Source organism: Aliiroseovarius conchicola (assembly GCF_041403445.1).
Taxonomy (GTDB): domain Bacteria; phylum Pseudomonadota; class Alphaproteobacteria; order Rhodobacterales; family Rhodobacteraceae; genus Aliiroseovarius; species Aliiroseovarius conchicola.
Genome location: NZ_JBGEHL010000004.1, coordinates 153,746 through 180,232, shown reverse-complemented (window position 1 = coordinate 180,232; position 26,487 = coordinate 153,746). Strand labels below are relative to the sequence as shown.

General features: G+C 57.3%; 28 protein-coding genes and 1 tRNA gene. 13 read left to right on the top strand and 16 right to left on the bottom strand.

Features of this window, described 5'->3' with window-relative positions; translation table 11 throughout:
- Positions 1–32 precede the first annotated feature (32 nt).
- The 7 genes from V6N04_RS09005 to V6N04_RS08975 form a co-directional block, all read right to left on the bottom strand.
- Complete coding sequence (locus V6N04_RS09005; RefSeq protein ID WP_371169811.1) at positions 33–716, bottom strand: endonuclease/exonuclease/phosphatase family protein; 684 nt, start codon at positions 714–716, stop codon at positions 33–35.
- Between the two features lie 50 nt (positions 717–766).
- A complete protein-coding gene (locus V6N04_RS09000; RefSeq protein ID WP_476774977.1) occupies positions 767–2,194 on the bottom strand; it encodes a protein adenylyltransferase SelO in 1,428 nt (475 codons plus the stop codon).
- A 24-nt stretch (positions 2,195–2,218) separates the two neighbouring features.
- Positions 2,219–2,665, bottom strand: a complete 447-nt coding sequence (locus V6N04_RS08995) for a GNAT family N-acetyltransferase (protein ID WP_371169809.1) — start codon at positions 2,663–2,665, stop codon at positions 2,219–2,221.
- Complete coding sequence (locus V6N04_RS08990; RefSeq protein WP_371169808.1) at positions 2,662–3,600, bottom strand: nucleoside hydrolase; 939 nt, start codon at positions 3,598–3,600, stop codon at positions 2,662–2,664. Before V6N04_RS08990 ends, V6N04_RS08995 begins: the two co-directional genes overlap by 4 nt.
- Positions 3,601–3,609: 9 nt before the next feature.
- Positions 3,610–4,389 carry an exodeoxyribonuclease III gene (gene xth, locus V6N04_RS08985; protein ID WP_371169807.1) on the bottom strand — a complete coding sequence of 260 codons (780 nt, stop codon included), beginning with the start codon at positions 4,387–4,389 and terminating at the stop codon, positions 3,610–3,612.
- Positions 4,390–4,450: 61 nt separating this feature from the next.
- Positions 4,451–5,644, bottom strand: a complete 1,194-nt coding sequence (locus tag V6N04_RS08980; RefSeq protein WP_371169806.1) for a BaiN/RdsA family NAD(P)/FAD-dependent oxidoreductase — start codon at positions 5,642–5,644, stop codon at positions 4,451–4,453.
- Positions 5,645–5,682: 38 nt separating this feature from the next.
- Entirely contained in the window at positions 5,683–6,006 is a 324-nt protein-coding gene (locus tag V6N04_RS08975; protein WP_371169996.1) for a HesB/IscA family protein, read from the bottom strand.
- A gap of 145 nt (positions 6,007–6,151) precedes the next feature.
- On the opposite strand from V6N04_RS08975, the gene V6N04_RS08970 reads away from it, so the two are divergent.
- The 10 genes from V6N04_RS08970 (at position 6,152) to V6N04_RS08925 (ending at position 15,208) form a co-directional block, all read left to right on the top strand.
- A complete protein-coding gene (locus tag V6N04_RS08970) occupies positions 6,152–7,294 on the top strand; it encodes a deoxyguanosinetriphosphate triphosphohydrolase (protein ID WP_371169805.1) in 1,143 nt (380 codons plus the stop codon).
- Positions 7,295–7,441: 147 nt separating this feature from the next.
- Positions 7,442–9,163: an arginine--tRNA ligase gene (argS, locus tag V6N04_RS08965; protein ID WP_371169804.1), complete on the top strand. Its 1,722-nt coding sequence runs from the start codon at positions 7,442–7,444 to the stop codon at positions 9,161–9,163.
- A gap of 104 nt (positions 9,164–9,267) precedes the next feature.
- Positions 9,268–10,452 (top strand): SPOR domain-containing protein, encoded by a 1,185-nt coding sequence (locus V6N04_RS08960; protein WP_371169803.1) that lies wholly within the window; start codon positions 9,268–9,270, stop codon positions 10,450–10,452.
- A gap of 2 nt (positions 10,453–10,454) precedes the next feature.
- Positions 10,455–11,486, top strand: coding sequence for a glycoside hydrolase family 3 N-terminal domain-containing protein (locus tag V6N04_RS08955; RefSeq protein ID WP_371169802.1), 1,032 nt, complete (start codon positions 10,455–10,457; stop codon positions 11,484–11,486).
- Positions 11,473–12,267, top strand: a complete 795-nt coding sequence (locus V6N04_RS08950) for a segregation and condensation protein A (protein ID WP_371169801.1) — start codon at positions 11,473–11,475, stop codon at positions 12,265–12,267. The genes V6N04_RS08955 and V6N04_RS08950 overlap by 14 nt, the downstream gene beginning before the upstream one ends.
- On the top strand, positions 12,257–12,943 hold the full coding sequence (gene scpB, locus V6N04_RS08945) for an SMC-Scp complex subunit ScpB (RefSeq protein WP_371169800.1): 687 nt from the start codon (positions 12,257–12,259) through the stop codon (positions 12,941–12,943). Before V6N04_RS08950 ends, scpB begins: the two co-directional genes overlap by 11 nt.
- Before the next feature lie 73 nt (positions 12,944–13,016).
- Positions 13,017–13,238: a hypothetical protein gene (locus V6N04_RS08940; protein ID WP_371169799.1), complete on the top strand. Its 222-nt coding sequence runs from the start codon at positions 13,017–13,019 to the stop codon at positions 13,236–13,238.
- A gap of 246 nt (positions 13,239–13,484) precedes the next feature.
- A complete protein-coding gene (locus V6N04_RS08935) occupies positions 13,485–13,661 on the top strand; it encodes a hypothetical protein (RefSeq protein WP_371169798.1) in 177 nt (58 codons plus the stop codon).
- 38 nt (positions 13,662–13,699) lie between these two features.
- Positions 13,700–14,707 (top strand): hypothetical protein, encoded by a 1,008-nt coding sequence (locus V6N04_RS08930; RefSeq protein WP_371169797.1) that lies wholly within the window; start codon positions 13,700–13,702, stop codon positions 14,705–14,707.
- 6 nt (positions 14,708–14,713) lie between these two features.
- Positions 14,714–15,208: a YqhA family protein gene (locus V6N04_RS08925; RefSeq protein ID WP_371169796.1), complete on the top strand. Its 495-nt coding sequence runs from the start codon at positions 14,714–14,716 to the stop codon at positions 15,206–15,208.
- 99 nt (positions 15,209–15,307) lie between these two features.
- Here the strand turns inward: V6N04_RS08925 and V6N04_RS08920 are convergent, their stop codons facing one another.
- From V6N04_RS08920 to V6N04_RS08885, 8 genes are all read right to left on the bottom strand, one after another.
- Positions 15,308–16,381 (bottom strand): 2'-deoxycytidine 5'-triphosphate deaminase, encoded by a 1,074-nt coding sequence (locus tag V6N04_RS08920; RefSeq protein WP_371169795.1) that lies wholly within the window; start codon positions 16,379–16,381, stop codon positions 15,308–15,310.
- 73 nt (positions 16,382–16,454) lie between these two features.
- A tRNA-Pro gene (locus V6N04_RS08915) sits at positions 16,455–16,531 on the bottom strand.
- A 103-nt stretch (positions 16,532–16,634) separates the two neighbouring features.
- Positions 16,635–17,660: a MerR family transcriptional regulator gene (locus tag V6N04_RS08910; RefSeq protein ID WP_371169794.1), complete on the bottom strand. Its 1,026-nt coding sequence runs from the start codon at positions 17,658–17,660 to the stop codon at positions 16,635–16,637.
- Positions 17,661–17,749: 89 nt separating this feature from the next.
- The gene (gene ihfA / locus V6N04_RS08905; protein WP_371169793.1) at positions 17,750–18,052 is read right to left on the bottom strand and encodes an integration host factor subunit alpha; all 303 of its coding nucleotides are present in this window, start codon (positions 18,050–18,052) and stop codon (positions 17,750–17,752) included.
- Positions 18,053–18,162: 110 nt separating this feature from the next.
- The gene (locus tag V6N04_RS08900; RefSeq protein ID WP_371169792.1) at positions 18,163–19,137 is read right to left on the bottom strand and encodes a beta-ketoacyl-ACP synthase III; all 975 of its coding nucleotides are present in this window, start codon (positions 19,135–19,137) and stop codon (positions 18,163–18,165) included.
- Positions 19,134–20,222, bottom strand: coding sequence for a phosphate acyltransferase PlsX (gene plsX, locus V6N04_RS08895; RefSeq protein WP_371169791.1), 1,089 nt, complete (start codon positions 20,220–20,222; stop codon positions 19,134–19,136). The genes V6N04_RS08900 and plsX overlap by 4 nt, the downstream gene beginning before the upstream one ends.
- A gap of 56 nt (positions 20,223–20,278) precedes the next feature.
- Positions 20,279–20,488, bottom strand: coding sequence for a 50S ribosomal protein L32 (gene rpmF / locus V6N04_RS08890; RefSeq protein WP_191284736.1), 210 nt, complete (start codon positions 20,486–20,488; stop codon positions 20,279–20,281).
- Between the two features lie 259 nt (positions 20,489–20,747).
- Positions 20,748–21,329, bottom strand: coding sequence for a YceD family protein (locus V6N04_RS08885; protein WP_371169790.1), 582 nt, complete (start codon positions 21,327–21,329; stop codon positions 20,748–20,750).
- 157 nt (positions 21,330–21,486) lie between these two features.
- Here V6N04_RS08885 and V6N04_RS08880 point away from each other — a divergent pair, with 157 nt between their 5' ends.
- The 3 genes from V6N04_RS08880 (at position 21,487) to V6N04_RS08870 (ending at position 24,734) form a co-directional block, all read left to right on the top strand.
- A complete protein-coding gene (locus V6N04_RS08880; RefSeq protein WP_371169789.1) occupies positions 21,487–21,957 on the top strand; it encodes an outer membrane protein assembly factor BamE in 471 nt (156 codons plus the stop codon).
- Between the two features lie 171 nt (positions 21,958–22,128).
- Positions 22,129–22,866 carry a GNAT family N-acetyltransferase gene (locus V6N04_RS08875; protein ID WP_371169788.1) on the top strand — a complete coding sequence of 246 codons (738 nt, stop codon included), beginning with the start codon at positions 22,129–22,131 and terminating at the stop codon, positions 22,864–22,866.
- Between the two features lie 41 nt (positions 22,867–22,907).
- The gene (locus tag V6N04_RS08870; protein ID WP_371169787.1) at positions 22,908–24,734 is read left to right on the top strand and encodes an ABC-F family ATP-binding cassette domain-containing protein; all 1,827 of its coding nucleotides are present in this window, start codon (positions 22,908–22,910) and stop codon (positions 24,732–24,734) included.
- Between the two features lie 30 nt (positions 24,735–24,764).
- Here V6N04_RS08870 and V6N04_RS08865 read toward each other — a convergent pair whose 3' ends face one another.
- The gene (locus V6N04_RS08865; RefSeq protein WP_371169786.1) at positions 24,765–26,303 is read right to left on the bottom strand and encodes a trimethylamine methyltransferase family protein; all 1,539 of its coding nucleotides are present in this window, start codon (positions 26,301–26,303) and stop codon (positions 24,765–24,767) included.
- Between the last annotated feature and the right edge of the window lie 184 nt (positions 26,304–26,487).

Sequence of the window (26,487 nt, the reverse complement as noted above, 5' to 3'; positions counted from 1 at the left end):
CGCCTGCCTGTCTGGCAACGACACGTTTAGGCTCACCCGCCTACGCGAATATTCACCCAGACCGGCAAATGGTCCGAGGCGATCTTGGCAAGGCCAGTCTGATCGACGCCGCTGTCTCGAATTTCGATACCTGGGCTGATCGCGATCCGGTCCAATTCCGCAACCGGACGCGAGGCGTGGAAAGATTTGCCGGGGGCGTGAACGTCAAATTCGACTTCAAGCGGCTCAAACCCGCGTTTGGGTGACCATTCGTTGAAGTCGCCCAATACCGCCGTCGGAAGGGGCGAGGCAGACAACTTGTCGGCCAACACCCGCATTTGCTGGTGGCGATACCGGCGCATCAACCCCAGATGTGTCCCAACCAAAGTGAGCTTGCCTGCGATGTCGACGGAGACAGCGCCGCGCGGCTCCAGCCCCGGTAGCTCGATCCGTGTTGGATTGCCAAATGCCACATCTTTGCGCACCAGTATGGCGTTGCCGTGGCTGCCCAGCGAGACGCTGTTGGCGGCCAGTGGAACCGGAACCAAATCGGTTTCACTGGCCAATAAGCCCCGCGGCAGTGCCGAGGGGCGTTGCCCCAAACGGCGGTCAGCCTCTTGCAAGATCACCACGTCGGCGTCCAACCGGCTGATCACATCCAGTATCCGGCGCGGATCCCGCCTGCGATCCAGCCCGATGGCCTTGCGAATGTTATAGGTGACGAGTTTCAGATCCATCGGCGCGCTTTAGTTCGTTGGTGTTACTGACAATGTCATACAGGTCGTTGTCACGTCCCGCAAAATGTTCTGATCACGCGTTCATCATGCGCGGGTGGCTGGACAAGGTCCAGAGTGTCAGGGGAAGGATCGAAGGGATTTGCCAGTGCGTCCACCAGGCGATGGAACGGGGCAAAGTCGCCATCAAGCCCTGCTTGAATGGCCTGTTCAACCCGGTGATTGCGTGGGATCAGGATCGGGTTAACAGCGCGCATGGTGACTTGTGGGTCTCCATCTTCACGCGCCAAACGCGCGTGCCAGTCAGGCGCCCAGCTGGCCCAAGCACCATCGTCGGTGATGTGCAGTGCCGTAGCCTCGTCCGGTGCGTCAGTCGCCAGCGCTGCAAAAGTATTCGTGAAATCGGCCTGAGAGCTGGACATCCGCGCGAGCAACCCGGTGATCAGTGCTTCATCACCCTCTTCTTTTGAGGTGATCCCAATCTTTGCCCGAAATAGCCGCATCCATTCGGCCCGGAACAGTTCACCGAAGTTCGACAAGACATCGGTTGCCTGTTCGGCGGCTTCCTCGGCCTCGCCATCAACCAGCGGCAGGAGCGATGTTGCCAACTGCGCGAGGTCCCAAACGGCCATGTTGGGTTGTTCCTGATAGGCATACCGCCCCTGTTGGTCGATAGAAGAGAATACCATACGCGGGTGAAATGCGTCCATGAAGGCGCAGGGGCCGTAATCGATCGTCTCGCCAGAGATGGTCATATTGTCGGTGTTCATGACGCCGTGGATAAAGCCCACGCTCATCCATTGGGCAATCAGCTTGGCCTGTGCTTCAATCACCTGCGCCAGAAATGTCAGCGGGCCATCTGCACTTGGATAATGCCGCGCGATACTGTGATCCAGAAGCAGCCGCAGGGCAGGGGTATCGCCCCGGGCTGCGAAATATTGGAACGTTCCGACACGGATATGGCTGTCCGCAACGCGCGTCAGGACAGCACCGGGATATCGGCGTTCCCGTTGGATGCTTTCTCCGGTCATGGCGGCACCCAACGCGCGGGTGGTTGGGATGCCAAGAGCATGCATCGCCTCGGACACGATATATTCGCGCATCACCGGGCCTAACCAAGCGCGTCCATCGCCATTCCGGCTGAACGGCGTAAGACCCGCGCCTTTAAGCTGAATGTCGCGCCGACCAAATGTGCCGGTGACTTCGCCCAGCAAAATCGCGCGCCCGTCGCCCAAGCGCGGCACCCAGCCGCCAAATTGGTGTCCGGCATAGACCTGCGCCAAAGGTTCTGAACCGGGCAAAAGAGTGTTGCCGGTCAGGACATCGGCGGTCAGGCTATCCGGGTCCAGGCCCAGTTCCATCGCCAACGCGTCGTTCACCCGCAATATCGAGGGTTGTGTCACAGGCGTCGGCGCGATCCGGGCGTAAAACTGATCGGGCAATCGGGCGTAAGAATTGTCAAACTGGTTGTTCATACTCACGTCCCTATCATCCAAACACACGTCTTACAGCATACGCGACATCACATGATAGCGATCCCGAATGCCAAATCCCAATCGCGAATAGAGCGCCCGCGCCCGGTCGTTGTCGCTACCGACCTCCAGATGCATCGCTTTGATGCCTTGCTCAGACAGCGCACGCACCAAAGTGGCCAGCGCCTCGCTTCCCATACCGCGACCGCGCACGCGTTCGCGGACATAGACCTCGTCCAAAAACGCATCCAGTCCGCCAAATTCGATGGACCAGCCAAAGCTGACGGCGATGTAGCCGACGGGCGCAGAGCGTGGTCCAATCATCCAGATGGCCCCGTGCGGTGACCCCTCAAGCAATGGGGCGAGTGCTGCCCTGCGCGTTTCGTCATCCTGTTCGATCCCGGATTGGGCATGCAGCCCCGCCACCAACGGCATAAGCCGGTCGAGGTCGTCCATCGTGGCAAGGCGCAAACTGCTCATAACCGGGCAATCCTTTCGGTCAGGAGACCAAAGAAACCGTCCGCATCAAGGTCTCCGATGAAGGTTGCGTTGGCTGGTTGATCGGTGACGCCCCACCAGTCGGCAACCGTCATGCCCATGGTCAGCTCAGACTGCGTCTCAACCTGTACGTTCACATTGCGACCAGAGAAGAGTTCAGGGCGGATTAGATAGGCGATGACAGTTGGATCATGCAGGGGTGCGCCTTCCGAGCCATATTTCTCGATATCAAATCGTTCAAAAAAATCTGTCATCTCAGCCACGGCATGACCAACGTCGCCGGGGAGCGCTCGGAACGCGTCGTTGCGTTCGCGAGTGACCAGCGCTTTGTGGGTGACATCCAACGGCATCGCAACAATTGGTACGTTTGATTTAAACACGATATCAGCGGCTTGCGGGTCGACGTAGATGTTGAATTCAGCTGTAGGGGTCACATTGCCCACTTCGAAATATGCCCCGCCCATCAGCACAATCTCTTGCACGCGCTCGACGATATCAGGTGCTTTCTCAAACGCTGTGGCGATGTTCGTCAGGGGGCCAAGCGGGCACAGCGTGACCGTCCCGGCAGGCTCAGCACGCAGCGTTTCAATGATGAAGTCCACCCCATGCTGATCTTGAAGTGGCATGGTTGGATCGGGCAGGTCGGGGCCGTCCAACCCTGTTTTCCCATGCACGTACTCTGCCGTTACAAGCTCGCGTCGTAGCGGACGGTCGCAGCCGGAAAACACTTTGGTTTCGGTCTTGCCTGCAAGTTCACATACGATACGGGCGTTCTTTTGCGTCAGGGCCAAGGGCACATTGCCCGCAACCGCGGTGATGCCCAAAACATCGATATCCTCGGGGCTGGCAAGGGCCAACAAAATGGCGACGGCATCGTCCTGTCCGGGGTCTGTATCGATGATGATTTTTCTTGTCATTATATATCCTTAAGCGGCGAGTTTGACCCAGATCGGTACGTGATCCGAGGGCTTCTCGCGTCCGCGTATTTCTTTGTCGATCTGGCAGTCTTCCAACAGGTCAGCACATTCAGGTGACAGTAGGAAATGATCGATCCGAATGCCGTCATTGCGCTGCCAGGCGCCGCGCTGGAAATCCCAAAACGTGTATTGCTCAGGGGCTGGGTTGCCGGCCCGGAATGCCTCGGTCAGGCCGAGGTTCAGGATGTTGCGCCATGCCTCGCGGCTTTCTGGACGGTAGAGCGCATCTTCAGTCCAATCCTGCGGTCGGGCGGCGTCCTCGGGCTGGGGGATGATGTTGTAATCTCCAGCCATCAGAAATGGAATTTCTTCGGCCAACAGGGCTTCAGCCCGCGCTTGTAACCGCTTCATCCAAGCCAGTTTGTAGTCGTATTTCGGACCCGGCACCGGGTTGCCATTGGGCAAGTACAGGCCGCAGATGCGAACTGCGTGTTCACCGACCACAGTCGCCTCGATATAACGCGCCTGTTCGTCTTCGTCGTCGCCGGGCAGGCCGCGGGTTACGTCCTCTAGCGGGATTTTTGACAACAGCGCCACACCGTTAAAGCTTTTCTGCCCATGGGTTTCGACATTATACCCTTTGTCTTCAAAGGCTTCACGCGGGAAGTTCTCGTCAATAGACTTGATTTCCTGCAAGATCGCTACGTCTGGTTGGGCCTCGTCCAGCCAATCCATAAGGGCGGGCAAACGCGCTTTGATGCCGTTGATATTGTAGCTGGCGATTTTCATTTGGCCCCTCCTGTTTCCCGCCAATGTGGGCGCAAACAGACAGGGGTGCAAGCGCGTGTTCTTAATTCTCGGCGATATGCCGCCCGGCGGCGTGTGCGCTGGCCCAAGCCCACTGGAAATTAAACCCGCCAAGCCAACCAGTGACGTCCACGCATTCCCCGATGAAGTACAGACCGGGCACGGTTTTTGACATCATGGATTTGCTGTCGATCCCATTTGTGTCGACGCCTCCGAGCGTGACTTCGGCGGTGCGATAACCTTCGGACCCTGATGGTGTCAGGGCCCAATTTGATAGTTGATCGGTGAGCGCCCTGAGCTTCGCGTCCGACTGATCGGCCAGCCTTTGGGTCAGGTCAAATTGATCTGCCCATTCGGAGGTCAGGAAATCAACCAAGCGGGACGGGAGGTGCCGTGCCAGTTCCGTCGACACTTGTCGCCGACCTTCGGCTTGCCGTTGATCGCGCAACGCCGCGAACAAGTCTTGCCCGCCGGTTAGGTCCACATGGAGGTCCTCGCCCTCGCGCCAGAAGGACGAGATTTGCAGGATCGCAGGGCCAGAGAGACCGCGATGGGTGAAAAGTAGAGCTTCTTCAAAACGGGCGCGCTTAGTCCAGACTGAGACCGGAAGGGACACGCCTGACAAGGCTGAGAACCGACCGTCTGGAAAGGTCAGCGGCACAAGGGCGGGGCGGGGTTCGACCAGTGTTTGGCCGAACTGGCGGGCGATGTCATATGCAAAGCCGGTGGCGCCCATCTTGGGGATCGACTTGCCGCCGGTTGCCAGAACGAGTTGGTCGCAGCTGAGCTTGCCATCGGTCGTTTCTAGCTCAAACCGACCGTTCGTTCGCGTGATAATATCTACCGAGGTCTTCAAGCGAAGCTCCACACCCGATTTCCGCATCCGTTCCAACAGTAGGTCGACAATCTGCGTCGCCTTCTCATCGCAAAAAAGCTGTCCCAGTGTTTTCTCGTGCCACGCAATGCCCGCGGCGTCGACAAGCTCGATGAAATCCCACTGGGTGAAACGGGACAGGGCGGATTTGTGAAAATGCGGGTTTTGGCCAGTAAAATTACCGGGTTCTGTGTGCATATTGGTGAAATTACAGCGCCCACCGCCCGCAATGCGGATTTTTTCGCCGGGTTTGGCTGCGTGATCAAGAACCAGCGCGCGCTTGCCCTGAGCGGCAGCAAACGGCCCGCAAAACAGCCCCGCCGCACCCGCACCAATGATGATCGTATCCCAGTTGCTTTGCATGGGCAGGCCTTAGCGGGTTTGTCGGTGGCCGAAAAGGGTTACATCGAAAAGGATGTGCCGCAGCCACACGATGACGTAGCATTCGGGTTTTCTACCACGAAGCGCGCGCCGATAAGTTCTTCGGTGAAATCAATTGTCGCGTTGGCCAGGAACGGCAAAGACACTTCATCGACGACCACTTGTTGGCCAGCACCTTTCAGGATCAGATCGCCCTCGGCGGGATCATCCAGCGTGATGTCATACTGAAATCCCGAACATCCGCCGCCATCAACGGCTACGCGCAAGGCTTTGCCTTGATCGCCCGCGCCGATTTCGGCCAGACGGGCAAAGGCCCGTTGGGTGACAGTGGGGGGCAGGGTCAGGTCCATTGGAATTCCATTTTATGTTCCGCGTAAAGAGAATATAGGGGGAGCATGTGGGCGCGACAAGACGCCCTTGAAGCAGGGCGCTGATTTGGACGGGACATCCAGATGCGCCTGCGCAGTGACAGGCAGAAGGGGGCAGCGCATGCTCGCCATTTATGCAACCCATCCCGAGGCCAGCCGTGGCCGGCTTCACGACGAGGGCGAAAGCGCGTTTCGTGAGCCGTTTCAGCGGGATCGCGACAGGATCATCCACAGCTCGGCCTTTCGTCGTCTGAAGCATAAGACGCAGGTGTTTGTGGAACATGAAGGCGACTATTTCCGCACGCGCCTCACGCATTCGATCGAAGTGGCGCAAGTGGCGCGCACGATTGCCGGCGCGTTGGGGTTAAACTCGCATCTGACCGAGGCTGTGGCGCTGGCGCATGATCTAGGACACACGCCGTTTGGTCATACCGGAGAAGACGCGCTGAATGCACTAATGGCCCCCTATGGCGGGTTTGATCACAATGCGCAGGCGCTGAAAATTGTGACCTCACTGGAACGTCACTATGCCGAATGGGACGGGTTGAACCTGACATGGGAAACCCTTGAAGGGATTGCGAAACACAATGGGCCTGTCACAGGCGATTTGCCGTTTGCCTTGTCCGATTACAACGCGCGGCACGATCTGGAGCTGGGCACTCATGCGGGCGCTGAGGCGCAGGCGGCGGCATTGGCCGATGATATCGCCTATAACAATCATGATCTGCATGACGGTTTGCGGGCTGGGTTGTTCACATTGGACGAGATTGCGACCCTGCCCATCGTAGGACCGGCTGTTGCAGCGGTGGACGCGCGCTATCCTTGTCTTGATCCCGGACGTCGGCGCCATGAAGCACTGCGCCGGGTGTTTGGTGTGATGGTTGAGGATGTTTTGACGACGTCTCAGGCATTGCTGGCAGAAGCGAACCCGCAATCTGTCGAGGATATCCGGGCGTTGGATCACGCGGTGATCCAGTTCACGCCATCGCTTTGGAGCGATCTGAGAGAGATTCGAGAGTTCCTATTCACCCGCATGTACCGCGCACCCGCGGTGGTCGAGATGCGAACGCGCGTGACCCGTGTGGTCGAGGATTTGTTTGCGCATTTCCAGGCGACGCCGGCCGATTTGCCCGAGGAATGGCGCAGCGAGATTGAAGCGGCAAATAGTGACACGCGGTTGGCACGTCTGGTGGCGGATTACATTGCGGGGATGACGGACCGGTTTGCGTTACAAGAACATAAGCGCTTGGGGCTGGGGGCGTAGGGGGCGCTGCCCCCTCGGGACTTTGTCCCTCACCCCCGGGATATTTCTGGAAAGAAAATAAGTGGGTCTGTGGCATTTAAGGGTTGCGTTCTTGACCTTTGGGGCGTGGCTGATAGGAGTGCGCCTGAGAGAAAAAGGACCAAACCCATGAACCTGTTTGCTGATATTCGCAACCTTGTGATCGACGCACTGGAAGCCATGACCGCCGAGGGCGTACTGCCCGCGGGGCTTAGCTTTGATAATGTAGCTGTCGAGCCACCACGAGATGCGGCGCATGGGGATATGGCAACCAATGCGGCGATGGTGCTGGCGAAACCCGCCAAGATGAAGCCGCGCGACATTGCGGAGGCGTTGGCGGACAAGCTGTCGGCGGACGCGCGGATTGATGTGGCTGAGGTGGCTGGCCCCGGGTTTTTGAACCTGCGGCTTGATCCCATTGTTTGGACGGGCTTGGTCGAAGGTATCTTGGGGGACCCGGACTATGGTCGGTCGGCCATGGGGACAGGCCAGCGGGTTAATGTCGAATACGTATCGGCAAATCCGACGGGTCCGCTTCATGTCGGTCATGCGCGGGGCGCTGTTTTTGGCGATGCTTTGGCCAGCCTGCTCGATTACGCGGGTCTTGATGTGACACGGGAGTATTATGTCAACGATGGGGGCGCACAGGTCGATGTGTTGGCCCGGTCCGTTTACCTGCGGTATTTGGAGGCTCACGGGCAGGAGGTCGCGTTTGAAGATGGCACCTATCCCGGCGATTATCTGGTCCCAATTGGGCAAGCGCTGAAGGACAAGGTGGGCGACGCCTATGTCGACAAGGGCGAGCAGTTCTGGCTGGCTGAGATCCGGGAATATGCAACCGAAGCCATGATGGATTTGATCCGTGAGGATCTGGCGATGCTGGGTGTGAAGATGGATATCTTCTACTCTGAAAAGTCGCTTTATGGCACCGGGCGGATCGAAGCCGCTATTGAAACGCTTGAAGGCAAAGGGCTGATTTACGAAGGCGTGCTTGAGCCACCCAAGGGCAAAAAACCCGAGGACTGGGAGCCGCGTGAACAGACGCTGTTCAAGTCCACGGAGCATGGCGATGACGTTGATCGGCCGGTGAAGAAATCTGACGGAAGCTGGACGTATTTTGCGCCCGACATTGCATACCATTTCGACAAAATCGAACGTGGTTATGATGCTTTGATCGACGTTTTTGGCGCCGATCACGGTGGTTATGTCAAGCGGATGAAAGCGGCTGTTTCGGCGCTGTCTGATGGTAAAGTGCCGTTGGATATCAAGCTGACGCAGCTGGTGAAGCTTTATAAGAATGGTGAGCCGTTCAAAATGTCCAAGCGGGCAGGGACCTTTGTGATGCTGCGTGATGTGGTCGAGCAGGTGGGGTCTGACGTGACCCGGTTCGTGATGCTGACTCGCAAGAACGACGCGCCCTTGGACTTTGATTTCGATAAAGTGCTGGAGCAGAGCAGGGACAACCCGGTGTTCTATGTGCAATACGCGCATGCTCGGGTAAAATCGGTGTTGCGTAAGGCGGCTGAGCAAGGCGTGACCCTGACGGATACCCCTGCCATCACGGACGAAGCCGAGGTGACTTTGGCCAAGAAATTGGCCGAGTGGCCGCGGCTTGTTGAGATTGCCGCACGGACCCACGAACCGCACAGAATTGCCTTTTACTTGTATGAACTTGCGTCGGATTTCCACGCCCTGTGGACGCGTGGCAATGACAAGCCTGAACTGCGCTTCTTGCAGGATGGCAAGAATGACTCATCGGCGGCAAAAATTGCCCTACCGCGTGCTGTTGCCGTTGTCATTTCGTCAGGTTTGGGTATCTTAGGCGTCACTCCGGCTGAGGAAATGCGCTGATACAAGTGCAGCCTGGTCCGGGGCAGAGGTTGACGCAGTAACTGGACCGGGACGCAAGAAGGGCCATAAGAGCCTCGGGCGTTCGTATCCGGAGGTGAGGCATTATGGCAGATACAAATTGGGGTCCCGGGACCCAACAGGCGGCATATCAGGACGAATTTGATCACCCTCAGAACGGTGGTTATGGCGGAACGCATCGAGCGGAGCCGCCCGTGATGGCACCTTCCCATGGCGCGGGGCAATACGTGCATCCAGCGCATGGTGGCCCTGCACCTCAGCCGGTATCTCAACCCAACGCGCAAATGTATGCAGCCCCAATGGCTGATCTGACCGAGGATCAAACCGGAGCGGGTGGATCGTCTGGCGGCGCGGGCGTCGTGGTAAATTATGCAGGTGCGGCCGTATCGCTGGCCTTGATCATTGGTCTGGGCGTCTGGGGCTATCAGCTTGCCATGCGTGACGTGAATGGCATTCCAGTCGTGCGCGCGCTTGAGGGGCCCATGCGTATCCAGCCAGACAATCCCGGCGGGCAGTCTGCCGCCCATCAGGGCTTCGCTGTGAACGATGTGCAATCCGTGGGGCAGGCGACTGCGCCAGCCGACCGCTTGGTATTGGCCCCCGCACCCGAGGAACTGGCCGAGGAGGACATGGTGGCCGAAGTGTCCGCACGGGCCGATACGTCACCCGGCGCGGCCTTGCCGCTGCATGAGGCGTCGGCGATCGTACCGGCAACGAACCCCGAGATCGTTGATCCGGTGGCCGCCGCATTGGCCATTGCCGCGCAGATCGCTGAAAATGCCCAACCACTCTCTGGTGAATCATTGAACGAAGCCGTTGTCGCTTCGGTCGCGCAGATACCGGTGCCAAAGCTGCCCGAAGACAGTGCGGTCGCGAAAATCATCCCCGCCTCTGTTCCCGGTGTGCGGACATCGCCGCGCCCCTTTGGTCGCCCAACTGATCTGAACACCAAAGTGGCCGCCGCGCCCGCAGTTACAACAACGCCCGCCGTCACTGATGTGCCTGCCGAAAAGATCGCTGCAGGCACGCGTTTGGTACAGCTTGGTGCCTTTGACAGTGCCGACGTTGCGCGCGCGGAGTGGGATAAACTCTCCGTCCGGTTCGAAGAGTATCTTGGTGACAAGTCTCGCGTTATTCAAAAGGCGCAGTCCAGCGGCAAGACGTTTTACCGCCTGCGTGCGATGGGATTTGCCGATCTTGCGGACGCGCGACGTTTCTGTTCGGTCCTGATGGCGGCGAAAGCGGCCTGTATTCCTGTTGTGACCCGCTAGCGATGTCGGGGCAGGGCGCTTATATCTTCGGATGCGCGGGGCCCGGGCTTCTTCCGGCAGAACGGGATTTCTTTGAACGTGCGCAGCCGTGGGGCTTCATTTTGTTTGCGCGCAATGTCGAAGACCCGGATCAACTTCGTGCCCTGACGGCGCAGCTGCGCGGGTCTGTTGGGCGCGACGTGCCAATTTTCATTGATCAGGAAGGTGGCCGCGTTGCGCGCATGACTGCCCCGCATTGGCGCGAATGGCTGCCTGCGTTGGATCAGGTTGCCCAGAACAAACGCCATGCTTTGCGGGCGTTATATCTGCGCTACCGCCTTATTGCTGACGAGTTGCTCGCGGTGGGTATCGACGGCAACTGTGCACCATTGGCTGATATTGCCAATGTAGACACCCATGCAATTTTGCGAAATCGCTGTCTGGGCGAGGACGTGGTGCTTGTGGCCGAACGTGCGGGCACAGTGGCGCAAGCCCTCTTGGAGGGCGGCGTTTTGCCGGTGGTCAAGCATATCCCGGGACAGGGGCGCGCCAATCTGGACAGCCATAAGGAATTGCCCCGGGTTTCGGCGAAGGCGAAAGAGCTTTCGCGTACAGATTTCATGGCCTTCGAACCTCTGGCGGGCCTGCCATTGGCGATGACAGCCCATATCGTTTACGAGGAGTTGGACCCAGACCACCCCGCAACGCAAAGTCAGATCATGGTCAATCTAATCCGAGAAAAGATCGGTTTTGGTGGCCTTTTGATGACCGATGATCTTTCGATGGAGGCGCTTGACGGCCCATTGTCGCTGCGCGCGCGCCGTTCATTGCAGGCCGGCTGCGACATGATCCTGCATTGCAACGGAGTGTTGGAGCAGATGGAGGAGGTCGCGGATGCCTCGGGCGAGCTTGAAGGCCTAGCACTTCAGCGCGCAGATGCGGCCCTGACATGGCGGCGCAGCCCCGATCCTGTTGACATTTCCGCGCTTGACGCCGAGTTTCAAAGCTTGATGACAGGCCAAGGATCTGAACAGGCGTTGGATGAGCGAGACTGAGGAATTTGAAAGCGACGCGGTGTCTGTCACGGAACGCTTGGCGGCCGAGGCGCTTATCGTGGATGTCGAGGGGTTCGAGGGCCCGCTTGACCTGCTGTTGACGCTAAGCCGCACTCAAAAAGTCGACCTTCGCAAAATCTCGGTACTGGAACTGGCAGAGCAATATCTGGGCTTTGTCGAAAAGGCGCGCCATTTGCGGATCGAGCTGGCGGCTGACTATCTGGTTATGGCGGCGTGGCTTGCCTTTCTGAAGTCACGCCTGTTGTTGCCACCAGATCCCAGCGAAGAAGGCCCCTCGGGCGAAGAGCTTGCCGCGCATCTGGCGTTTCAGTTGGAGCGATTGCAGGGCATGCGCGATGTGGCCGCGAAGCTTATGGCACGCGATCAGCTAGGGCGCGATTTCTTTGCGCGCGGTATCCCAGAAGACGTCACCCGTGTGCGCCGCGTCACCTATACCGCGACCCTTTTGGACCTGATGCAGGGCTATGCACGCATTCGCACCAAAGACGAGTTTCGTCCGCTCGTGATGAACCGCGATGCGGTGATGACGATGGAACAGGCGCTGGACCGTATGCGCGGATTGATCGGATATGCGGGCGACTGGACGGATTTGACATCCTACCTGCCCGAAGGCTGGGAAGCTGATCCGGCCCGCCGCCGCTCTGCCACTGCCGCCAATTTCGCCGCCACGCTGGAACTTGCCAAACGCGGCGCAGTTGAACTTAGACAGGGGGATGTTTTCTCTCCCATTCAAATCCGCAGGATCGATAATGACGGATGATGTAACCCGTGACGAAGTAACACCCGAGGGCGACACCAAAGCGCCCAATGACAGCCTGTTCGAGGCCCCTCCGATGGGTGAACAGGAACGCATGGTCGAGGCTGTCCTGTTTGCCTCAGCAGAGCCGGTGACGGTGAAGGACCTTGAGGGTCGCATGCCGCATGGATGCGACGCAGCTGAGGCCATCGTACACTTGCGCAAGCGTTATGAAGGGCGCGGCGTTGCTGTGGTGAAGGTCGGCGACGCATGGGCGATCCGGACTGCACCCGACCTTGGATATCTCATGCAAAAGGAAACGGTCGAGACGCGCAAGCTAAGCCGAGCCGCCATCGAGACCTTGGCCATTATCGCCTATCACCAGCCCGTCACCCGCGCCGAGATCGAGGAAATCCGCGGTGTATCGGTCAGCCGGGGGACAATCGATCAACTGATCGAAATGGAGTGGATCAGGTTTGGCCGCCGGCGTATGACACCAGGGCGACCGGTGACTTTCGTAGTGACATCAGAGTTCCTTGACCACTTCGGTCTGGAAAGCGCACGCGACCTGCCGGGCCTCAAGGAACTACGCTCGGCCGGGCTTTTGGAAAGCCGTCCACCGCCCGGTGCCATACCCGGTCCGGAAAGCGACGAAGAGGACGAAAGCCCAGAGGGCCAATCCGAACTTTTCGAGGATTAAGCGCGGCACATCCTGTGTCCACAAATCGCCCGATTTCATGCGTAGGATAGGGGCGCAGGCAAAGGAAACGAATATGAACGCCAACCAGATCATCAATATGATTGTCCGACGTGTTATGCATGTCTTGGTCAATAAGGGTGTGAATGCTGGGATCGACCTTGCCTCACGCCGTGGAAAATCACGTGACGAGATGACGGATGACGAACGCGCGCAAGCCGATACGCAGGCGCGCCAGGGAAAAGACATGGCGAAACGGGCGCGGCAAGCACGGCGGATTACGCGGCGGTTTTTTTAACTGTCCAAGGGTCCTGGCGATGGTTTAGATTTCTTATGCGAATGTCGGGGATGAGCCCAACTGCCGGATGCTGCGTCCGGTAGGAATGTCTGTTTTCGGTTGTTCGCGTTGATGTTGGTCCGAAATGCCTGAGATTAACTATCTTAGATGTACTGTTGAAACTCGCGTGTGCTTTGGCACATATAAACTCTATCGATAGGTATGCCGATCTTTGGGTAATCTGTTGAGAACTCCAAGGAGGCAACCATGTTGCGCAAATTGCTTATTTCGATCGCCGCCGGGCTTGGATCCGGCGCGCTGTTCCTGATCATGTCATCGATCATGGGCAGCAGCATACAAAGCTCGACAAGTGCCGCGACCACGTTGGCCGCGGTTGTTGCGGCCACCACGTTTGCTTTGATCACGTTTCGCGGAACCCGGTAGGACATGCGCCATTACCGCCACCAGCCTCGGAGAAGACCGTGAAGCCTAAGAAACTTGCGCCCGCCTTTTTGCTGCTTATTCTTGCGCCGTTGATTGCTGAATTCCTACTGGGGGACTTTAACGTACGGCAACTTAGCTATCTGGGTATCTTCATACCCCTTTATGGTGCGTTGGCGCTGTTCGTTCGTGAGTTGGTCCGACAGGCCGGGCTGGGTTGGAGCAGCATGCTGCTCATGGCATTGGCCTGCGGGCTGATTTACGAGGGCATTGTAAATCAAACGTTGTTCAACCCTCACTTTGCCGGGGCTGACTTGCTGAAATACGGCTATGTTGAATCCCTCGGTACCTCGTTCAACTACGCTGCCTTCATCCTTACGCTGCACACGGTCTGGAGCATAAGCACTCCGATTGCACTGGCCGAAGGTTTTGCGGGCGAACGCGCAAAAGAACCTTGGCTGAATCGCCCCCTGCTGATTGGTGCCGGACTACTTGCATTACTAGGGCTGGCAGGGACGACGGCTTCAACTATTCAACGCTTCAAGTTCGTCTCTTCTCCGTTGCAGTATGGGACAGTGGTGGTACTGATCCTAGTTTTGGCATTTCTGGCATTTCGTGTTCTGAGCAAACCTACTCAGAAAGCTATCGACACCGACGAGCGTCACGGGCCCTCAATCTGGCTCGTTACCGCCTTCGCTCTCGTTCTCTCGTCCGCCTTCATGCTCTGGTTCCACTATGCACCCGGACAAAAAATCAACCCTCACTTAGGGCTGGCGATTTTCCTGATAATTGACTTAATCGCCATCATCGTCTTCGCGCTTTGGTCCCGGTCCACAGGCTGGGGGCCAGTGCATATTGTTGCGGCCGCAACAGGTACAGTTCTGACATATGGCTGGTTTGGCCTGTGGCGACTTGTCGTGAATGGCAAAACTGCCCTGGGTGTTAAGACCGAACCCGCCGATATTGTGGGGCAGGTTTGTCTCTTGCTCGCGATTCTTGGGGTATGCTGGCTAGCGCATAAGAAGCAAGTTAGATTAAGAAATGGCTAGCCCAAAATGACCAACGACCCGAGCCCATTGGAAAACGGTATGGATATTCATAAAACTTCAGGACTGATCGTGCGAGGGCTCGCTTTGGTCCCTATATTGGCGATGTTCTGTACTTCTGCGGCACTAATGTTTTTTGCTGCGTTCAAGACGTTTGAACTTGTTTCAGGCTTCGCACAAGATGTGGGAAAACCGCATGATGCCTACCTGTTCAATGCGATTGAGATCGTCGATATCTTCCTGTTGGCCGTCGTTATTCAAGTGGTCTCGGTTGGCTTGTTTCAACTCTACATCAAAGAAGACACCAGCTTGCCACGTTTTCTGATTGTGGAGACGCTGGACGATCTGAAGTCAAAACTGGTGAGTGTGATCATCACTATGCTCGCCGTGACCTTCCTTCGTCATATATTGTCTTGGGAAGGTGGCTCAGACATCTTCTACTTCGGCGCTGCAATTGCCTTGGTGATCTATGCGCTAACGCAGTTCTTCAAGCAGCTTCAGTAATAGAATGGCGGCGAGAAGAACCAGCTTGCTGAAATTGGCAAAGCGGACGTTGGCTGTCTAATTGCGAAAGGCCGCATTGTCCCACGAAGCCCCCCAATCTCACCGAAAATGCTTCGACAGCTTCAGCCCTTGCCCCTGGTAGTTCGACTTGATGTCGGCCCCGTAAAGCGCTTGGGGGACTTCGCTCATCTTTTCATAGACCAGCCTGCCGACGACCTGTCCGTGCTCCAACACGAAAGGGGCTTCGTGGCAGCGGACTTCTAACACGCCGCGTGATCCGGTGCCGCCCGCTGCATCGTAGCCGAAGCCCGGGTCAAAGAACCCTGCATAGTGGACGCGGAACTCGCCCACCATCGCCAGATAGGGGGCCATTTCGGCCGCGCAATCTGGTGGGATGGCGATCGCTTCGCGGCTGACAAGAATATAGAAGGCACCGGGATCAAGGATGATGCGGCCTTCCGTCGTGCGCACCTCTTCCCAGTACTCGGCCGGGTCGTAGTGGGCGAGTTTCGATAGGTCCACGACGCCTGTGTGCCGTTTTGCGCGGTATCCGACGAGGTCGCCAGATGTTGGCTTCAGGTCGACAGAAAATCCCAGCCCGTCCGAAATCACCGGGTCTCCGGACACGATGGGGGTGCGTTTGTGAACCTCAAGCAGTTCATCATCGGACAGAATCGTTTTGCCGTGCCGAAAAATCACCTGATTAAGCAGCTGGCCGGGTTGCGCCACGACAGAAAAGCTTTGCGGGCACAATTCAGCGTATAGCGGGCCATCATACCCTTCGGGAACACGGTCAAACTCGATCCCTTGGTCAGTGATCACGCGTGTCATCAGGTCGACGCGGCCGATAGAGCTTTTGGCGCTGGCGGCAGCGGTCATGCCTTGGGGCAGGTGCAACCGCTCCATCAAGGGCACGACATAGACGCAACCTTTTTCAAGCACCGCACCGCCGGTCAGCGAGACCTCGTGCATGGTCAGCTCGTCCAATCGTTCGGATACTGTCGATGTCTTGCCCGGCAAGAAAGACGCGCGGACCCGGTAGGCGATGTCGCCCAGGCGAAGGTCCAGCGACGCCGGCTGAATTTGCTCGTTCAGGATCGGCGAGGACGCCGAGATACCACCTTCGGCAATCATCTGTCTGATTTGCCGATCTGCCAATACGCCGGTTTTCATCTGCGACCTCCCACGTCACCGCGATGCGGATACAAAAACACCCGCCCGAAAGACGGGCGGGCGGTTTTGAATTTGGTCGGGCTAGCAGGACTCGAACCTGCGACCTTCCGTCCCCCAGACGGACGCGCTACCAGGCTGCGCCATAGCCCGACTGGAGACCTTACATAGTGATTTTCACGAGCAGGGCAAGCAGGAAACGGCAGGAATTTCATCATTCCGTGTTCTGACGAGGCTTGGCTGCTCATGCGCCGTCCTAGGGTGTGTTTCCGGGCGTGTCGCCCATCTGTGCACCAAGGGATTCCAACCGATCGGCCAAGGCCTGCAAGGCGGCAATATGCGCATCTGTGCCGGACTGGCGTGCGGACCTAATGGCTGTCGCGATCAGACCGCCAGCCAAAACAGGAGCGTCGTCCGCCGGGTCTGCGGAGATATGCGATATGTCGATGTTCGATGCGGGCGATGAAGTTGGCTCCGGCTCAATTTGCTCATCCGCCGCATGAGCCAAATCACCGGCTGGATTTTCAATGTCGTCTGGCGTTTCAGCGGTCGTTCGGCCTGATCCAAAGAGCGGTGGCTGTTCGGATGTCGCGCTTTCCCCAGAATCCGCGTCCAGAGTGGTGACAGCCTGCGTGTCCGACATGTCATCGCCGCCGCTGATCTCTGGCGACATATCCGGTTCAGAGACGTGCGGTGTTTCCGAAGCATCGACTGTTGTGCTTTCGGCCGGGGTTTGCTCATCGGGCTGCATATGATCGGCTGGCGTTGCAGCGTCAGCCTCAATCCCCGTTTTATCGGAGGCTTCCTGCTCAGATGGGGGCGCATGCGCGGTTGGTTCTTCGTCAGAAGCGGATGTGACGCGTGCGATAATCTCTTCTACGGGCGTCTCAGCGTCTTGAGATGGCGCATCATCCTCGACTGCGGCAACCGGCGGCTCGGGTTCAACGGCTTTTGGGTCGATCGAAACAACATTGGAAGGTGTGACATCCCGCATTTCGTCGCTGTCCAAGGGCGGAGACATTGCCGCAACATGTTTGACCCCTTCTTCGCGCAACAGTTTCTGCACCCCGCGAATGGTCATTCCGTCGTCGTGCAACAATTTGCGAATTCCCCCCAGCAACTCCATGTCAGTGGGACGATAGTAGCGACGACCGCCTGCGCGTTTTACAGGTTTAACTTGGCTAAACCGGCTTTCCCAAAACCGCAGAACATGGGTTGGCACACCCAGCCAATCGGCGACCTCGCTTATGGTACGGAAGGCGTCGGGGGACTTTTTATCCATGTCCAGACCTGTCTGTTCTGCTCTATATCATTGGTGTGGGCACAGGGCCCAACTGGGTAGCATTATGGCAACGGACGGTTAGCAGTGCCTTAACGCTTGTTACCTTCGTCAACCCGGTCCTTCATCAAGTGAGAGGGGCGGAAGGTTAGGACGCGGCGGGGTGGGATCGGCGCTTCTTCGCCGGTTTTGGGATTTCTGCCGACACGAGCGGCTTTGTCACGGACTGAAAACGTCCCGAACGACGAAATTTTTACGCTTTGACCGGACACCAACGCGTCCGAGATATGGCCCAGCACATTTTCAACCAATTGCGCGCTTTCATTGCGTGATAGACCTACTTCGCGGAATACCGCTTCGCTTAGATCCATCCGGGTCAATGTCTTTTCACTCATGTCGTCCCCCTGAACTATTTTCAGGAAGCATGGGTGGTTTAAATTTCCGAGTCAATATCAACGGCTTGCGAAATGCCCTTCGCGCGGGCCTTAGGGCAGGATTCGGCGGTTTACCAGCGCAATACCACCGCCCCCCAAGCCAAACCGCCGCCAATGGCCTCGGTCACAAGCAGGTCGCCGGTCTTGATCTTGCCCTCAGCACGGCCAACGGACAGGGCCAGCGGGATAGACGCGGCCGAGGTGTTGCCATGGTCCTGAACCGTGACAACAACCCGATCCATCGACACGCCCATCTTTTTGGCAGTGCCCTGAATGATGCGGATATTGGCTTGGTGAGGCACGATCCAATCAATGTCATCATCGGTCAGGCCAACTTTGGCCAAGGCGGTTTCGGCAGTTTTGGTCAGTTTGCCGACCGCTTGCTTGAACAAGGGATTACCTTGCATCCGCAAATGGCCAGACGTCTGCGTGGTCGAGACACCGCCGTCAACATAAAGCATATCGCGCATACGTCCGTCAGAATTGAGGTCTGCGGCCAATATTCCCCGGTCTTCATTCTCCCCGGTCCCGTCTTCGGCCTCTAGCACCAACGCACCGGCACCATCGCCAAACAGCACACACGTCGCCCGATCGGTCATGTCCAGAATGCGCGAGAACGTTTCGGCACCGATGACCAAAACGCGGTCGGCTTGGCCAGACAGGATCAGCGCATTTGCGTTTGTCAGGGCAAACACAAAGCCTGCACAGACGGCCTGCACGTCGAACCCAAAGCCCCGGCTCATGCCCAGCTCGCTTTGCACCATGGTAGCGACAGACGGGAAGGTAAGGTCAGGGGTCGAGGTGGCGACGACGATGGCGTCCATGTCATCGACCTCAAGCCCGGCATCTTTTAATGCAGAGCGGGCGGCGTGGGCGGCCATTTGTGAGGTCGTTTCACCATCTGCCGCGAAATGGCGACGTTCGATCCCAGAACGGGTGCGAATCCACTCGTCCGAGGTATCCACAATGTCTTCAAAATAGGAGTTCGGGACCACGCGTTCGGGCAAATAATGCCCGACGCCTTTGACCACGGCGCGTCTTATCATTCTTGCTGCTCACCTTGCCGGCTTTCCGTTGCGACATCTTGGCGTGATGCGTCACCGGATGCAACCCGAGCGGCGAGCTTTTGATTGAAACCGCTTTTGGCGAGTTCGAATGCAAGCTTGACGGCGGCCGAGATACCTGTGGCATCCGCCGATCCGTGGCTTTTGACGACCGTGCCGTTCAGCCCAAGAAACACGCCGCCATTGTTGCGGCGCGGGTCCATGCGTTTGCTCAGGCGACGCAGGGATGTCATGGCCAGAAGGGCAGCAATCTTTGACAGGGGCGTTGCGTTAAACGCCTGACGTAGCTGGCCTGAAACCAAGTTTGCGGTCCCTTCGCCGGTCTTCAGGGCCACGTTGCCAGTAAACCCGTCCGTAACGATCACATCGACGCGGTCTGACGGGATGTCTCCACCTTCGATGAACCCAACAAAGTCAATATCTGCGCCATCAGCGACGCTGGTGATCAGCTCATGGGCGTTTTTAAGCTCAGTCCGGCCCTTGTGTTCCTCGGTGCCGACATTCAGCAGGCCGATCCGAGGGCGTTTGATCCCCAGACCATTGCGCGCATAAGAGGCACCCATCAAAGCATATTGCAGCAGGTCCTTGTCGTCGGCGCGAATATCTGCGCCGACATCCAACATCACGTTGAACCCCCCGGGATTGTCAGAAGGCCACAGGCAGGCGATGGCAGGGCGATTCACGCCAGGCAACTTACGCAGGCGGACCATGGACAGGACCATCAACGCACCCGTGTTGCCGCAGCTGACGGCCACGTCGGCTTCGTGATTGCGCACCGCATCTATGGCCGACCACATTGAGGTCTTTTGACCGTTGCGCATCACCTGACTGGGTTTGTCATCCATCGTGACAACTTCGTCCGCGTGACGAATTTCGCAAACGTCCGACAGGTTTCGCTTACGCGCGACCAGTTTTTCTAGCTTGGGCTTGTCGCCATGCAGGATGAACCCGATGTCGGGATTCTTGTCCGCAGACAGCGCAAGACCGGCAACGACGGCTGCCGGTCCCAGATCTCCGCCCATGGCGTCGACCGATACGATTGTGCGTTTGGCGGCGTCCATTGTCATCTTTTATCCCTTGTTCGGGGATTTTCTGACACGACCGCCCGCCACGGGCAAGGGGCTTACGCCGCGTCCTCGTCGTCGAAGTCAACTTCGTCGGCGATTGCGACGACTTCGCGGTCGTCATAATGGCCGCAAGACGGGCAAACGTGGTGAGGGCGCTTCAGCTCGCCGCAGTTCGAACATTCGTTCGGGTTTGCAGCAACCAGGGCGTCATGTGCGCGGCGGTTGTTGCGGCGCGACTTGGATACTTTATTCTGTTGGACAGCCATGGTCTCAACCTTCGATTTCGGGGGCGCAGATGCCCGGTTATTTCTGGGGCAAGATCGCCCGGTGTTCTCAAATCATTCCTGAGTCTCGGCGCCTCATACGCGGTTTGCGGTGCGCTGTCCAACCCATCTTGTGGAAGAAGCCGGGAAAATACTGTGATTCTTATTTCGTGCAAGGGGGGAAATGCGCTGATTTCGGGTAATTCGGTCAGTATTCACCGGATATTCACCAGTTTTCCCCGACCACCCAGCCAGATCGGCATCACTCGCCCCTATCTGACAACTTATCTCGCAGCGCTGATAGGCCCGCAAACGGCTTTGCATCATCATCGCTCATGGGTTTTGATCCGGGTTCTGTGAACACCTGATTTGCCACCTCAGCGCCTTCTGCTCTGGGGTAAAGGGGCAGGGCGATGGCGAGGGCTTCGATCATTACCTGTCCAAGGTCAATCATGTCGGTGAGGGGATCAGAGTTGTCATCTTCGGACATCTCGATCTCTTGATCAGCTTCGTCTGCGGATTCAAACTCGCTGAGATGTTTTAGCCAGCGCCGTTCCACCTTGTCGTCGATCCGGGTTGTCACAGGTTCAAGCGTTACAACGCAGTTCTGGACGACGGTTGCGCCAAGCTCAGCGTTCATTTGCCAATCCTGTTTTCCCAGAGGTTTCAGAGAACCGGTGAATCGCAGTTTCCTCAGAGCGGGGATGCTCAAGTCTTTTGCGATGGCATCACAGGCCGCCTGATCGGGTAGCAGCTCGAATGGCGTCGCGCGCCCCGTTGCCAAATCCGCCACGCGGACCAGGTGGGAAAAAGGCGGGTTAGCCGATGGGGATGTGTCGTTCATGTCGCATCTTTACTGGTTGCAGGCCTGTGAAGGACCGGGCTTCGAACAGGATTATAATGGCTCTGCACCAACATAGCGGGTGATCGTTTCTTGAACCATGCGCAATCCTACGCTAAGCCGATACCCAAGACAGAGTGGCGAACGCAAGGGGGGCGGTATGTCTTATCTGCGCCAAACGAGCAGAAATATTGGCAAGATCATTGGTGCAGTGCTGGTTGTGGCCCTGGTCGCCAGCTGTTCCGCAACTTATCGGAATCACGGCTATATGCCGCCGAAAGAAGATGTAGATCTGATCACGGTTGGTCAGGACACGCGCAACAGTGTGGCGACTTCGATCGGACAACCGGGCACATCAGGGCTTTTGGCGGATAGCGGTTATTACTATGTTCGCTCGCGGTTCAAATCCTATCTCTATAACGCCCCGGTCGAAATTGACCGCGAAGTTCTGGCGATCACCTTTGACGATAAAGGTGTGGTCCGTAACGTCGAGCGGTTCGGGCTGGAGAACGGTCGCGTCATTGCGCTGGAACGCCGCGTGACGGATAGCAACATTCAGGGGGTGAGCTTCCTGAAACAGCTGTTTGGTTCATTTGGCCGCATCGATATTGCTGAGCAATTTGGTGGCTAGGTCCTAACCCAAAGCGACAAGAGGGCGCGGGGCTGCAAAGCCGCCGCGCTTTTTTATACGCGACCATAAGATCGTCGCGATCCGTCACATCTTGTTGATCTTCCCCGGCGTATACATATGTCAAAGATACGCCGCGCAGTATTTGAGACGCATCCGGGTCGGAGGTCCGCCATGCCACAGCTCATACAGGGTCGCTTTGGTGCCAGACTGGGCACTGGTGAAGCAGATCTGACCGCCGCCCAAACACTACGACACAAGTGTTTTCGTGGATCTGAAGGTGTCGACGCAGATACCTATGACCAAAAATGTCAGCATGTCTTGATCGAAGATCGCACAACTGGCGCTTTGGTTGGTTGCTTCCGGCTCATGCCGCTAGAGAATGGCAGCCGCATTTCGGATTGTTATTCCGCGCAGTATTACGAACTCTCTGCACTCAAATCATATGACGCTCCCATGGTCGAGATGGGGCGCTTTTGTCTGGATCCTGATGCGCAAGACAGTCATGCGGACATTCTGCGGATCGCGTGGGGGGCGATGACCAAATATGTGGATGATAACGGGGTCGGGATGCTGTTTGGATGTTCCTCATTCAAAGGTACGGATGCGCAGGTCTATCTGGACAGCTTCGCGATGTTGCGTGATCGCCATCTTGCCCCGAAACGCTGGTTGCCTCGGGTCAAGGCACCGAAGGTGTTCCAGTTTGCTGAACGCCTGAGGCGTAAGCCTGATGCAAAACAGGCCATGCGCACGATGCCACCGCTGTTGCGCACATATCTTCTGATGGGCGGCTGGGTGTCTGATCATGCGGTTGTTGACCACGATTTGGGCACTCTGCACGTCTTTACCGGGCTGGAAATCAGCGCGGTCCCCCCAGCCCGGGCGCGGCTTCTTCGGGCCATTGCCGGCTAGGGTTGGTTGACCTACCCGGCGCGATTGCCTAACCCGGCCCCATGGCACGTATACCTCTTTTACAAATGTCCGATATCTCGCTGACCTTTGGCGGTGATCCGGTCTTCGATAACCTTGACCTGGTTATTCAGCCCTCTGACCGCGTGGCCCTTGTGGGACGTAATGGATCCGGCAAGTCCACTCTGATGAAGGTTATGGCGGGGCTGGTCGAGGCAGATCGCGGCACGCGGGTTTTGTCGCCCGGCGTTTCGGTCGGGTATATGGAGCAACACCCTGATTTATCTGCATATAAGACGCTGGGGGACTTCGCCGTATCGGGGCTGGAACCGGGCCAGGACTACCTTGTCGAACGGGTGGCCGAGGGCTTGAAGTTGAAGCTTGATGCGCCGGTCGGCACGGCCTCTGGCGGCGAGCGACGGCGTGCGGCACTCGCCAAGTTGTTGGCCGAGGCCCCAGACCTGATGCTGCTCGACGAGCCCACCAACCACTTGGATATTCAGGCCATCGAGTGGCTCGAGGCTGAATTGAAACAAACCCGTGCAGGGTTTGTCCTAATCAGTCACGACCGCGCCTTCCTGCGCGCTTTGACCCGCGCAACGCTTTGGGTGGACAGGGGGCAGGTGCGCCGACAGGAACGGGGTTTCGAGAATTTTGAAGCGTGGCGCGACAAGGTCTGGGAAGAAGAAGATCAGAACCGCCACAAGCTCAATCGCAAGATCAAGGCTGAAGCCCGCTGGGCCGTTGAGGGTATCAGTGCGCGCCGCAAGCGTAACCAAGGTCGCCTGCGTGCTCTAGGGGACTTGAAAGACGAACGCGCAGCCCAGATCAAACGGCAAGGTGCCGCCGAAATGGCCTTGGATGCAGGGCCTAAATCTGGTCGCAAGGTGATCGAGGCCAAAGGCATCTCAAAATCCTATGATGATCGGGTGATCCTGCGTGATTTTGATCTGCGGGTGATGCGGGGCGAAACACTGGCCCTGGTTGGTCCCAATGGTACAGGAAAAACCACGCTGTTGAACATGCTCGTGGGCAAGGAAACCCCCGATACCGGCAGCGTTAGCTTTGGGACGGGGCTTGAAATGGCTGTGTTTGACCAAAACCGAACAGGGTTGGTCGAAGATGACAGCTTGTGGGAAAACCTGACCGGTGATCCCGAAATGCGGGTGTCGGGTAAGGCTGATCAGATCATGGTTCGCGGCCACCCAAAACATGTCGTGGGCTATCTGAAGGAATTCCTGTTCTCAGACGCCCAGGCCCGTGCACCTGTGCGCTCGCTCTCGGGCGGTGAGAAGGCGCGGCTGATCCTCGCCAAGATCATGGCGCGCCAATCGAACCTGCTGGTGATGGACGAACCCACCAATGATCTCGATGTAGAAACACTCGATCTGCTGCAAGAGCTGATATCGGCCTATGATGGCACAGTTTTGGTCGTCAGCCATGATCGTGATTTTCTTGACCGTGTTGCCGAACGCACCATCGCGATGGAAGGCAACGGACATGCCACGATCTATCCCGGCGGTTGGTCTGACTATCAGGCGCAACGTGAAGATCATTCTCCAAAGGATTTGAAGAAAAAAGAGAAATCTAGACCGGCGACATCCAACACCAAGCAGAAGACATCCGACAACGCAGCAGGTTTGTCCTTTACGGAGCGCCACCGACTAGAGGCGTTACCCTCTGAGATTGATCGCCTGGCCGCCGAGATCTCCAAGCTTGAAGATTTTCTGATGAACCCGGATTTGTTCCACAAAGAGCCGGTGAAGTTCAAAAAAGCATCTGAGGGGTTGGCTGAACGCCAAAAGAGCCTCGCCGCAGCGGAAGAGGAGTGGCTGTTGTTGGAAGAGAAAGCTGAGACTGGGAACGGGTGACGCGGAGCCAATAGCTCCGCGCAGTTTTGATCAAGCTGGAAGGTGAATGTTGAAAGCCTGACGAATGGCTGCATCCAAGGCTGGATCAAGCCGTGCGCTTGCACGCTGTGCTAAGATTTCTTCCTTGCGCGCCGTGGCGGCGTCAAGCAGTTCGGGTTTGCCAACTTCTGCCCATTCTTTAGGCGAAATACGATCTCCAAGTGTGGGGTAGACATATTCCGACTGCATCAAGGTTAAAGTGTCGTCTTCACCAAGATAATGTCCCGGACCATCAAGGCAGACCGAACGCATCATCTCAATGCTAACGGCATCTTCCGTGACTTCAATTCCACGTACGCATCGCAAAGCTTGGCCGATGATATCATCGCCAAGGATCAGGCTTTCATGGCAGAATCCAAGAAGCGAGGCATGCATGCCCGCTGCCTCGTAAACCATGTTTAATCCCGACAAACCCGCCATGACGTTTGAACACATCTGTTCCCATCCGGCTTGCATATTTGGCAGTTTGGAATCGGAAATTCCAGCAGCTGCCCCTCCGGGAAGGCCATAGAAATGGTGCATCTGCGCACAGCCCGCTGTCAGCAATGCCTGTTCACCCGATCCGCCCGACATCGCTCCCGAGCGCAGATCGACGACGAAGGGCCAAGTGCCAAATATGGCTGGATGGCCGGGCGCAATCGAGTTGACATAGACAACACCAGCCAAGCATTCCGCCACGGCTTGCACCAATGTGCCTGCCAAAGTAGGAGGCGCGGTGGCAGTTGCCATGCCTGCCGAGAGCAATAGCACCGGCATTCCTGCGGCGATCACCTTTTCCATCGCTTCGCAGCTTTCGGTGGCAAACTTCATCGGCGGGACGACGAAACAGTTGGTGTTCGACACAAAGGGACGGGCCCGCCATGCCTCTTCTCCGCCCGCGATCATGTGTAAAAGCCTGATCCCATCCTCTACGAAATCCGGTTCGGAAAAGGACACGCCGATATGCTTGGTCGTTCCCGCCACGCAGGCATAGATCGAATTCATGTCCATCTCGCGATTGTCGAGGATGTCACGGCACACCATTGGGCGCTGCAAAAAGTGGATGTTGTCGAGCTGATCCACGATCCGCGCGGCATCATGCAGGTCCTGAACCGTAGAATCGCGGTATTCCTTGCCGTGGATATCGACCATATGCACGGCTGCCCCGGCAGTTCCGTAGTGAACTCGATTGCCGCTGAGGTTCAGATCATGCTGCGGGTCACGTCCGTAAAGAGTGATCGCTTTCGCCGCTCTTGCCAACATGTCTTCGACCAATGCACGGGGAAACCGCAAACGCCCATCACCGCCAAGAACGGCACCTGCTCGGGTCATGTACTCAACACCCGATGGCGGCGCGTCGGCCAAACCAATTTGCTCAAGCGCATCAAGGGCAGCTTGGTGGATGCGTTCCATCCCTTCTGGAGTCAATGGTTTATACGTTCCGCCTTCCAATCCCGCACGAACGGGGCGATCTTCTTTGGCAATTGGGGCGGCTCTCAGGGCTTTGCGGGCCGTACGTCCGCCCGCGCGGCGCGATGTTTTGGTTGTCATTTAGGGGACCTGTTGCTGAGCGATTTTTCTGTGTGATTGTTGTTCGTTACCTATGATCAAACAATCAGTACGGCCGTCCACGGGCCGCACGCCCACGCTCCGCACCAATGGTGCGAACTACAATTGAGACAAGCCAATCAAGCCGATCCATACGCGTCCTCCTGTTACAAGCCTAGGAGGGCGG

Excerpts from the sequence above, each read along its gene's own strand:
- V6N04_RS09005 (WP_371169811.1), bottom strand. The coding sequence starts at position 716 with ATGGATCTGAAACTCGTCACCTATAACATTCGCAAGGCCATCGGGCTG.
- V6N04_RS08995 (WP_371169809.1), bottom strand. The coding sequence starts at position 2,665 with ATGAGCAGTTTGCGCCTTGCCACGATGGACGACCTCGACCGGCTTATG.
- V6N04_RS08990 (WP_371169808.1), bottom strand. The coding sequence starts at position 3,600 with ATGACAAGAAAAATCATCATCGATACAGACCCCGGACAGGACGATGCC.
- xth (WP_371169807.1), bottom strand. The coding sequence starts at position 4,389 with ATGAAAATCGCCAGCTACAATATCAACGGCATCAAAGCGCGTTTGCCC.
- V6N04_RS08980 (WP_371169806.1), bottom strand. The coding sequence starts at position 5,644 with ATGCAAAGCAACTGGGATACGATCATCATTGGTGCGGGTGCGGCGGGG.
- V6N04_RS08970 (WP_371169805.1), top strand. The coding sequence starts at position 6,152 with ATGCTCGCCATTTATGCAACCCATCCCGAGGCCAGCCGTGGCCGGCTT.
- argS (WP_371169804.1), top strand. The coding sequence starts at position 7,442 with ATGAACCTGTTTGCTGATATTCGCAACCTTGTGATCGACGCACTGGAA.
- V6N04_RS08960 (WP_371169803.1), top strand. The coding sequence starts at position 9,268 with ATGGCAGATACAAATTGGGGTCCCGGGACCCAACAGGCGGCATATCAG.
- V6N04_RS08955 (WP_371169802.1), top strand. The coding sequence starts at position 10,455 with ATGTCGGGGCAGGGCGCTTATATCTTCGGATGCGCGGGGCCCGGGCTT.
- V6N04_RS08950 (WP_371169801.1), top strand. The coding sequence starts at position 11,473 with ATGAGCGAGACTGAGGAATTTGAAAGCGACGCGGTGTCTGTCACGGAA.
- scpB (WP_371169800.1), top strand. The coding sequence starts at position 12,257 with ATGACGGATGATGTAACCCGTGACGAAGTAACACCCGAGGGCGACACC.
- V6N04_RS08940 (WP_371169799.1), top strand. The coding sequence starts at position 13,017 with ATGAACGCCAACCAGATCATCAATATGATTGTCCGACGTGTTATGCAT.
- V6N04_RS08935 (WP_371169798.1), top strand. The coding sequence starts at position 13,485 with ATGTTGCGCAAATTGCTTATTTCGATCGCCGCCGGGCTTGGATCCGGC.
- V6N04_RS08925 (WP_371169796.1), top strand. The coding sequence starts at position 14,714 with ATGACCAACGACCCGAGCCCATTGGAAAACGGTATGGATATTCATAAA.
- V6N04_RS08920 (WP_371169795.1), bottom strand. The coding sequence starts at position 16,381 with ATGAAAACCGGCGTATTGGCAGATCGGCAAATCAGACAGATGATTGCC.
- V6N04_RS08910 (WP_371169794.1), bottom strand. The coding sequence starts at position 17,660 with ATGGATAAAAAGTCCCCCGACGCCTTCCGTACCATAAGCGAGGTCGCC.
- ihfA (WP_371169793.1), bottom strand. The coding sequence starts at position 18,052 with ATGAGTGAAAAGACATTGACCCGGATGGATCTAAGCGAAGCGGTATTC.
- V6N04_RS08900 (WP_371169792.1), bottom strand. The coding sequence starts at position 19,137 with ATGATAAGACGCGCCGTGGTCAAAGGCGTCGGGCATTATTTGCCCGAA.
- plsX (WP_371169791.1), bottom strand. The coding sequence starts at position 20,222 with ATGACAATGGACGCCGCCAAACGCACAATCGTATCGGTCGACGCCATG.
- rpmF (WP_191284736.1), bottom strand. The coding sequence starts at position 20,488 with ATGGCTGTCCAACAGAATAAAGTATCCAAGTCGCGCCGCAACAACCGC.
- V6N04_RS08885 (WP_371169790.1), bottom strand. The coding sequence starts at position 21,329 with ATGAACGACACATCCCCATCGGCTAACCCGCCTTTTTCCCACCTGGTC.
- V6N04_RS08880 (WP_371169789.1), top strand. The coding sequence starts at position 21,487 with ATGTCTTATCTGCGCCAAACGAGCAGAAATATTGGCAAGATCATTGGT.
- V6N04_RS08875 (WP_371169788.1), top strand. The coding sequence starts at position 22,129 with ATGCCACAGCTCATACAGGGTCGCTTTGGTGCCAGACTGGGCACTGGT.
- V6N04_RS08870 (WP_371169787.1), top strand. The coding sequence starts at position 22,908 with ATGGCACGTATACCTCTTTTACAAATGTCCGATATCTCGCTGACCTTT.
- V6N04_RS08865 (WP_371169786.1), bottom strand. The coding sequence starts at position 26,303 with ATGACAACCAAAACATCGCGCCGCGCGGGCGGACGTACGGCCCGCAAA.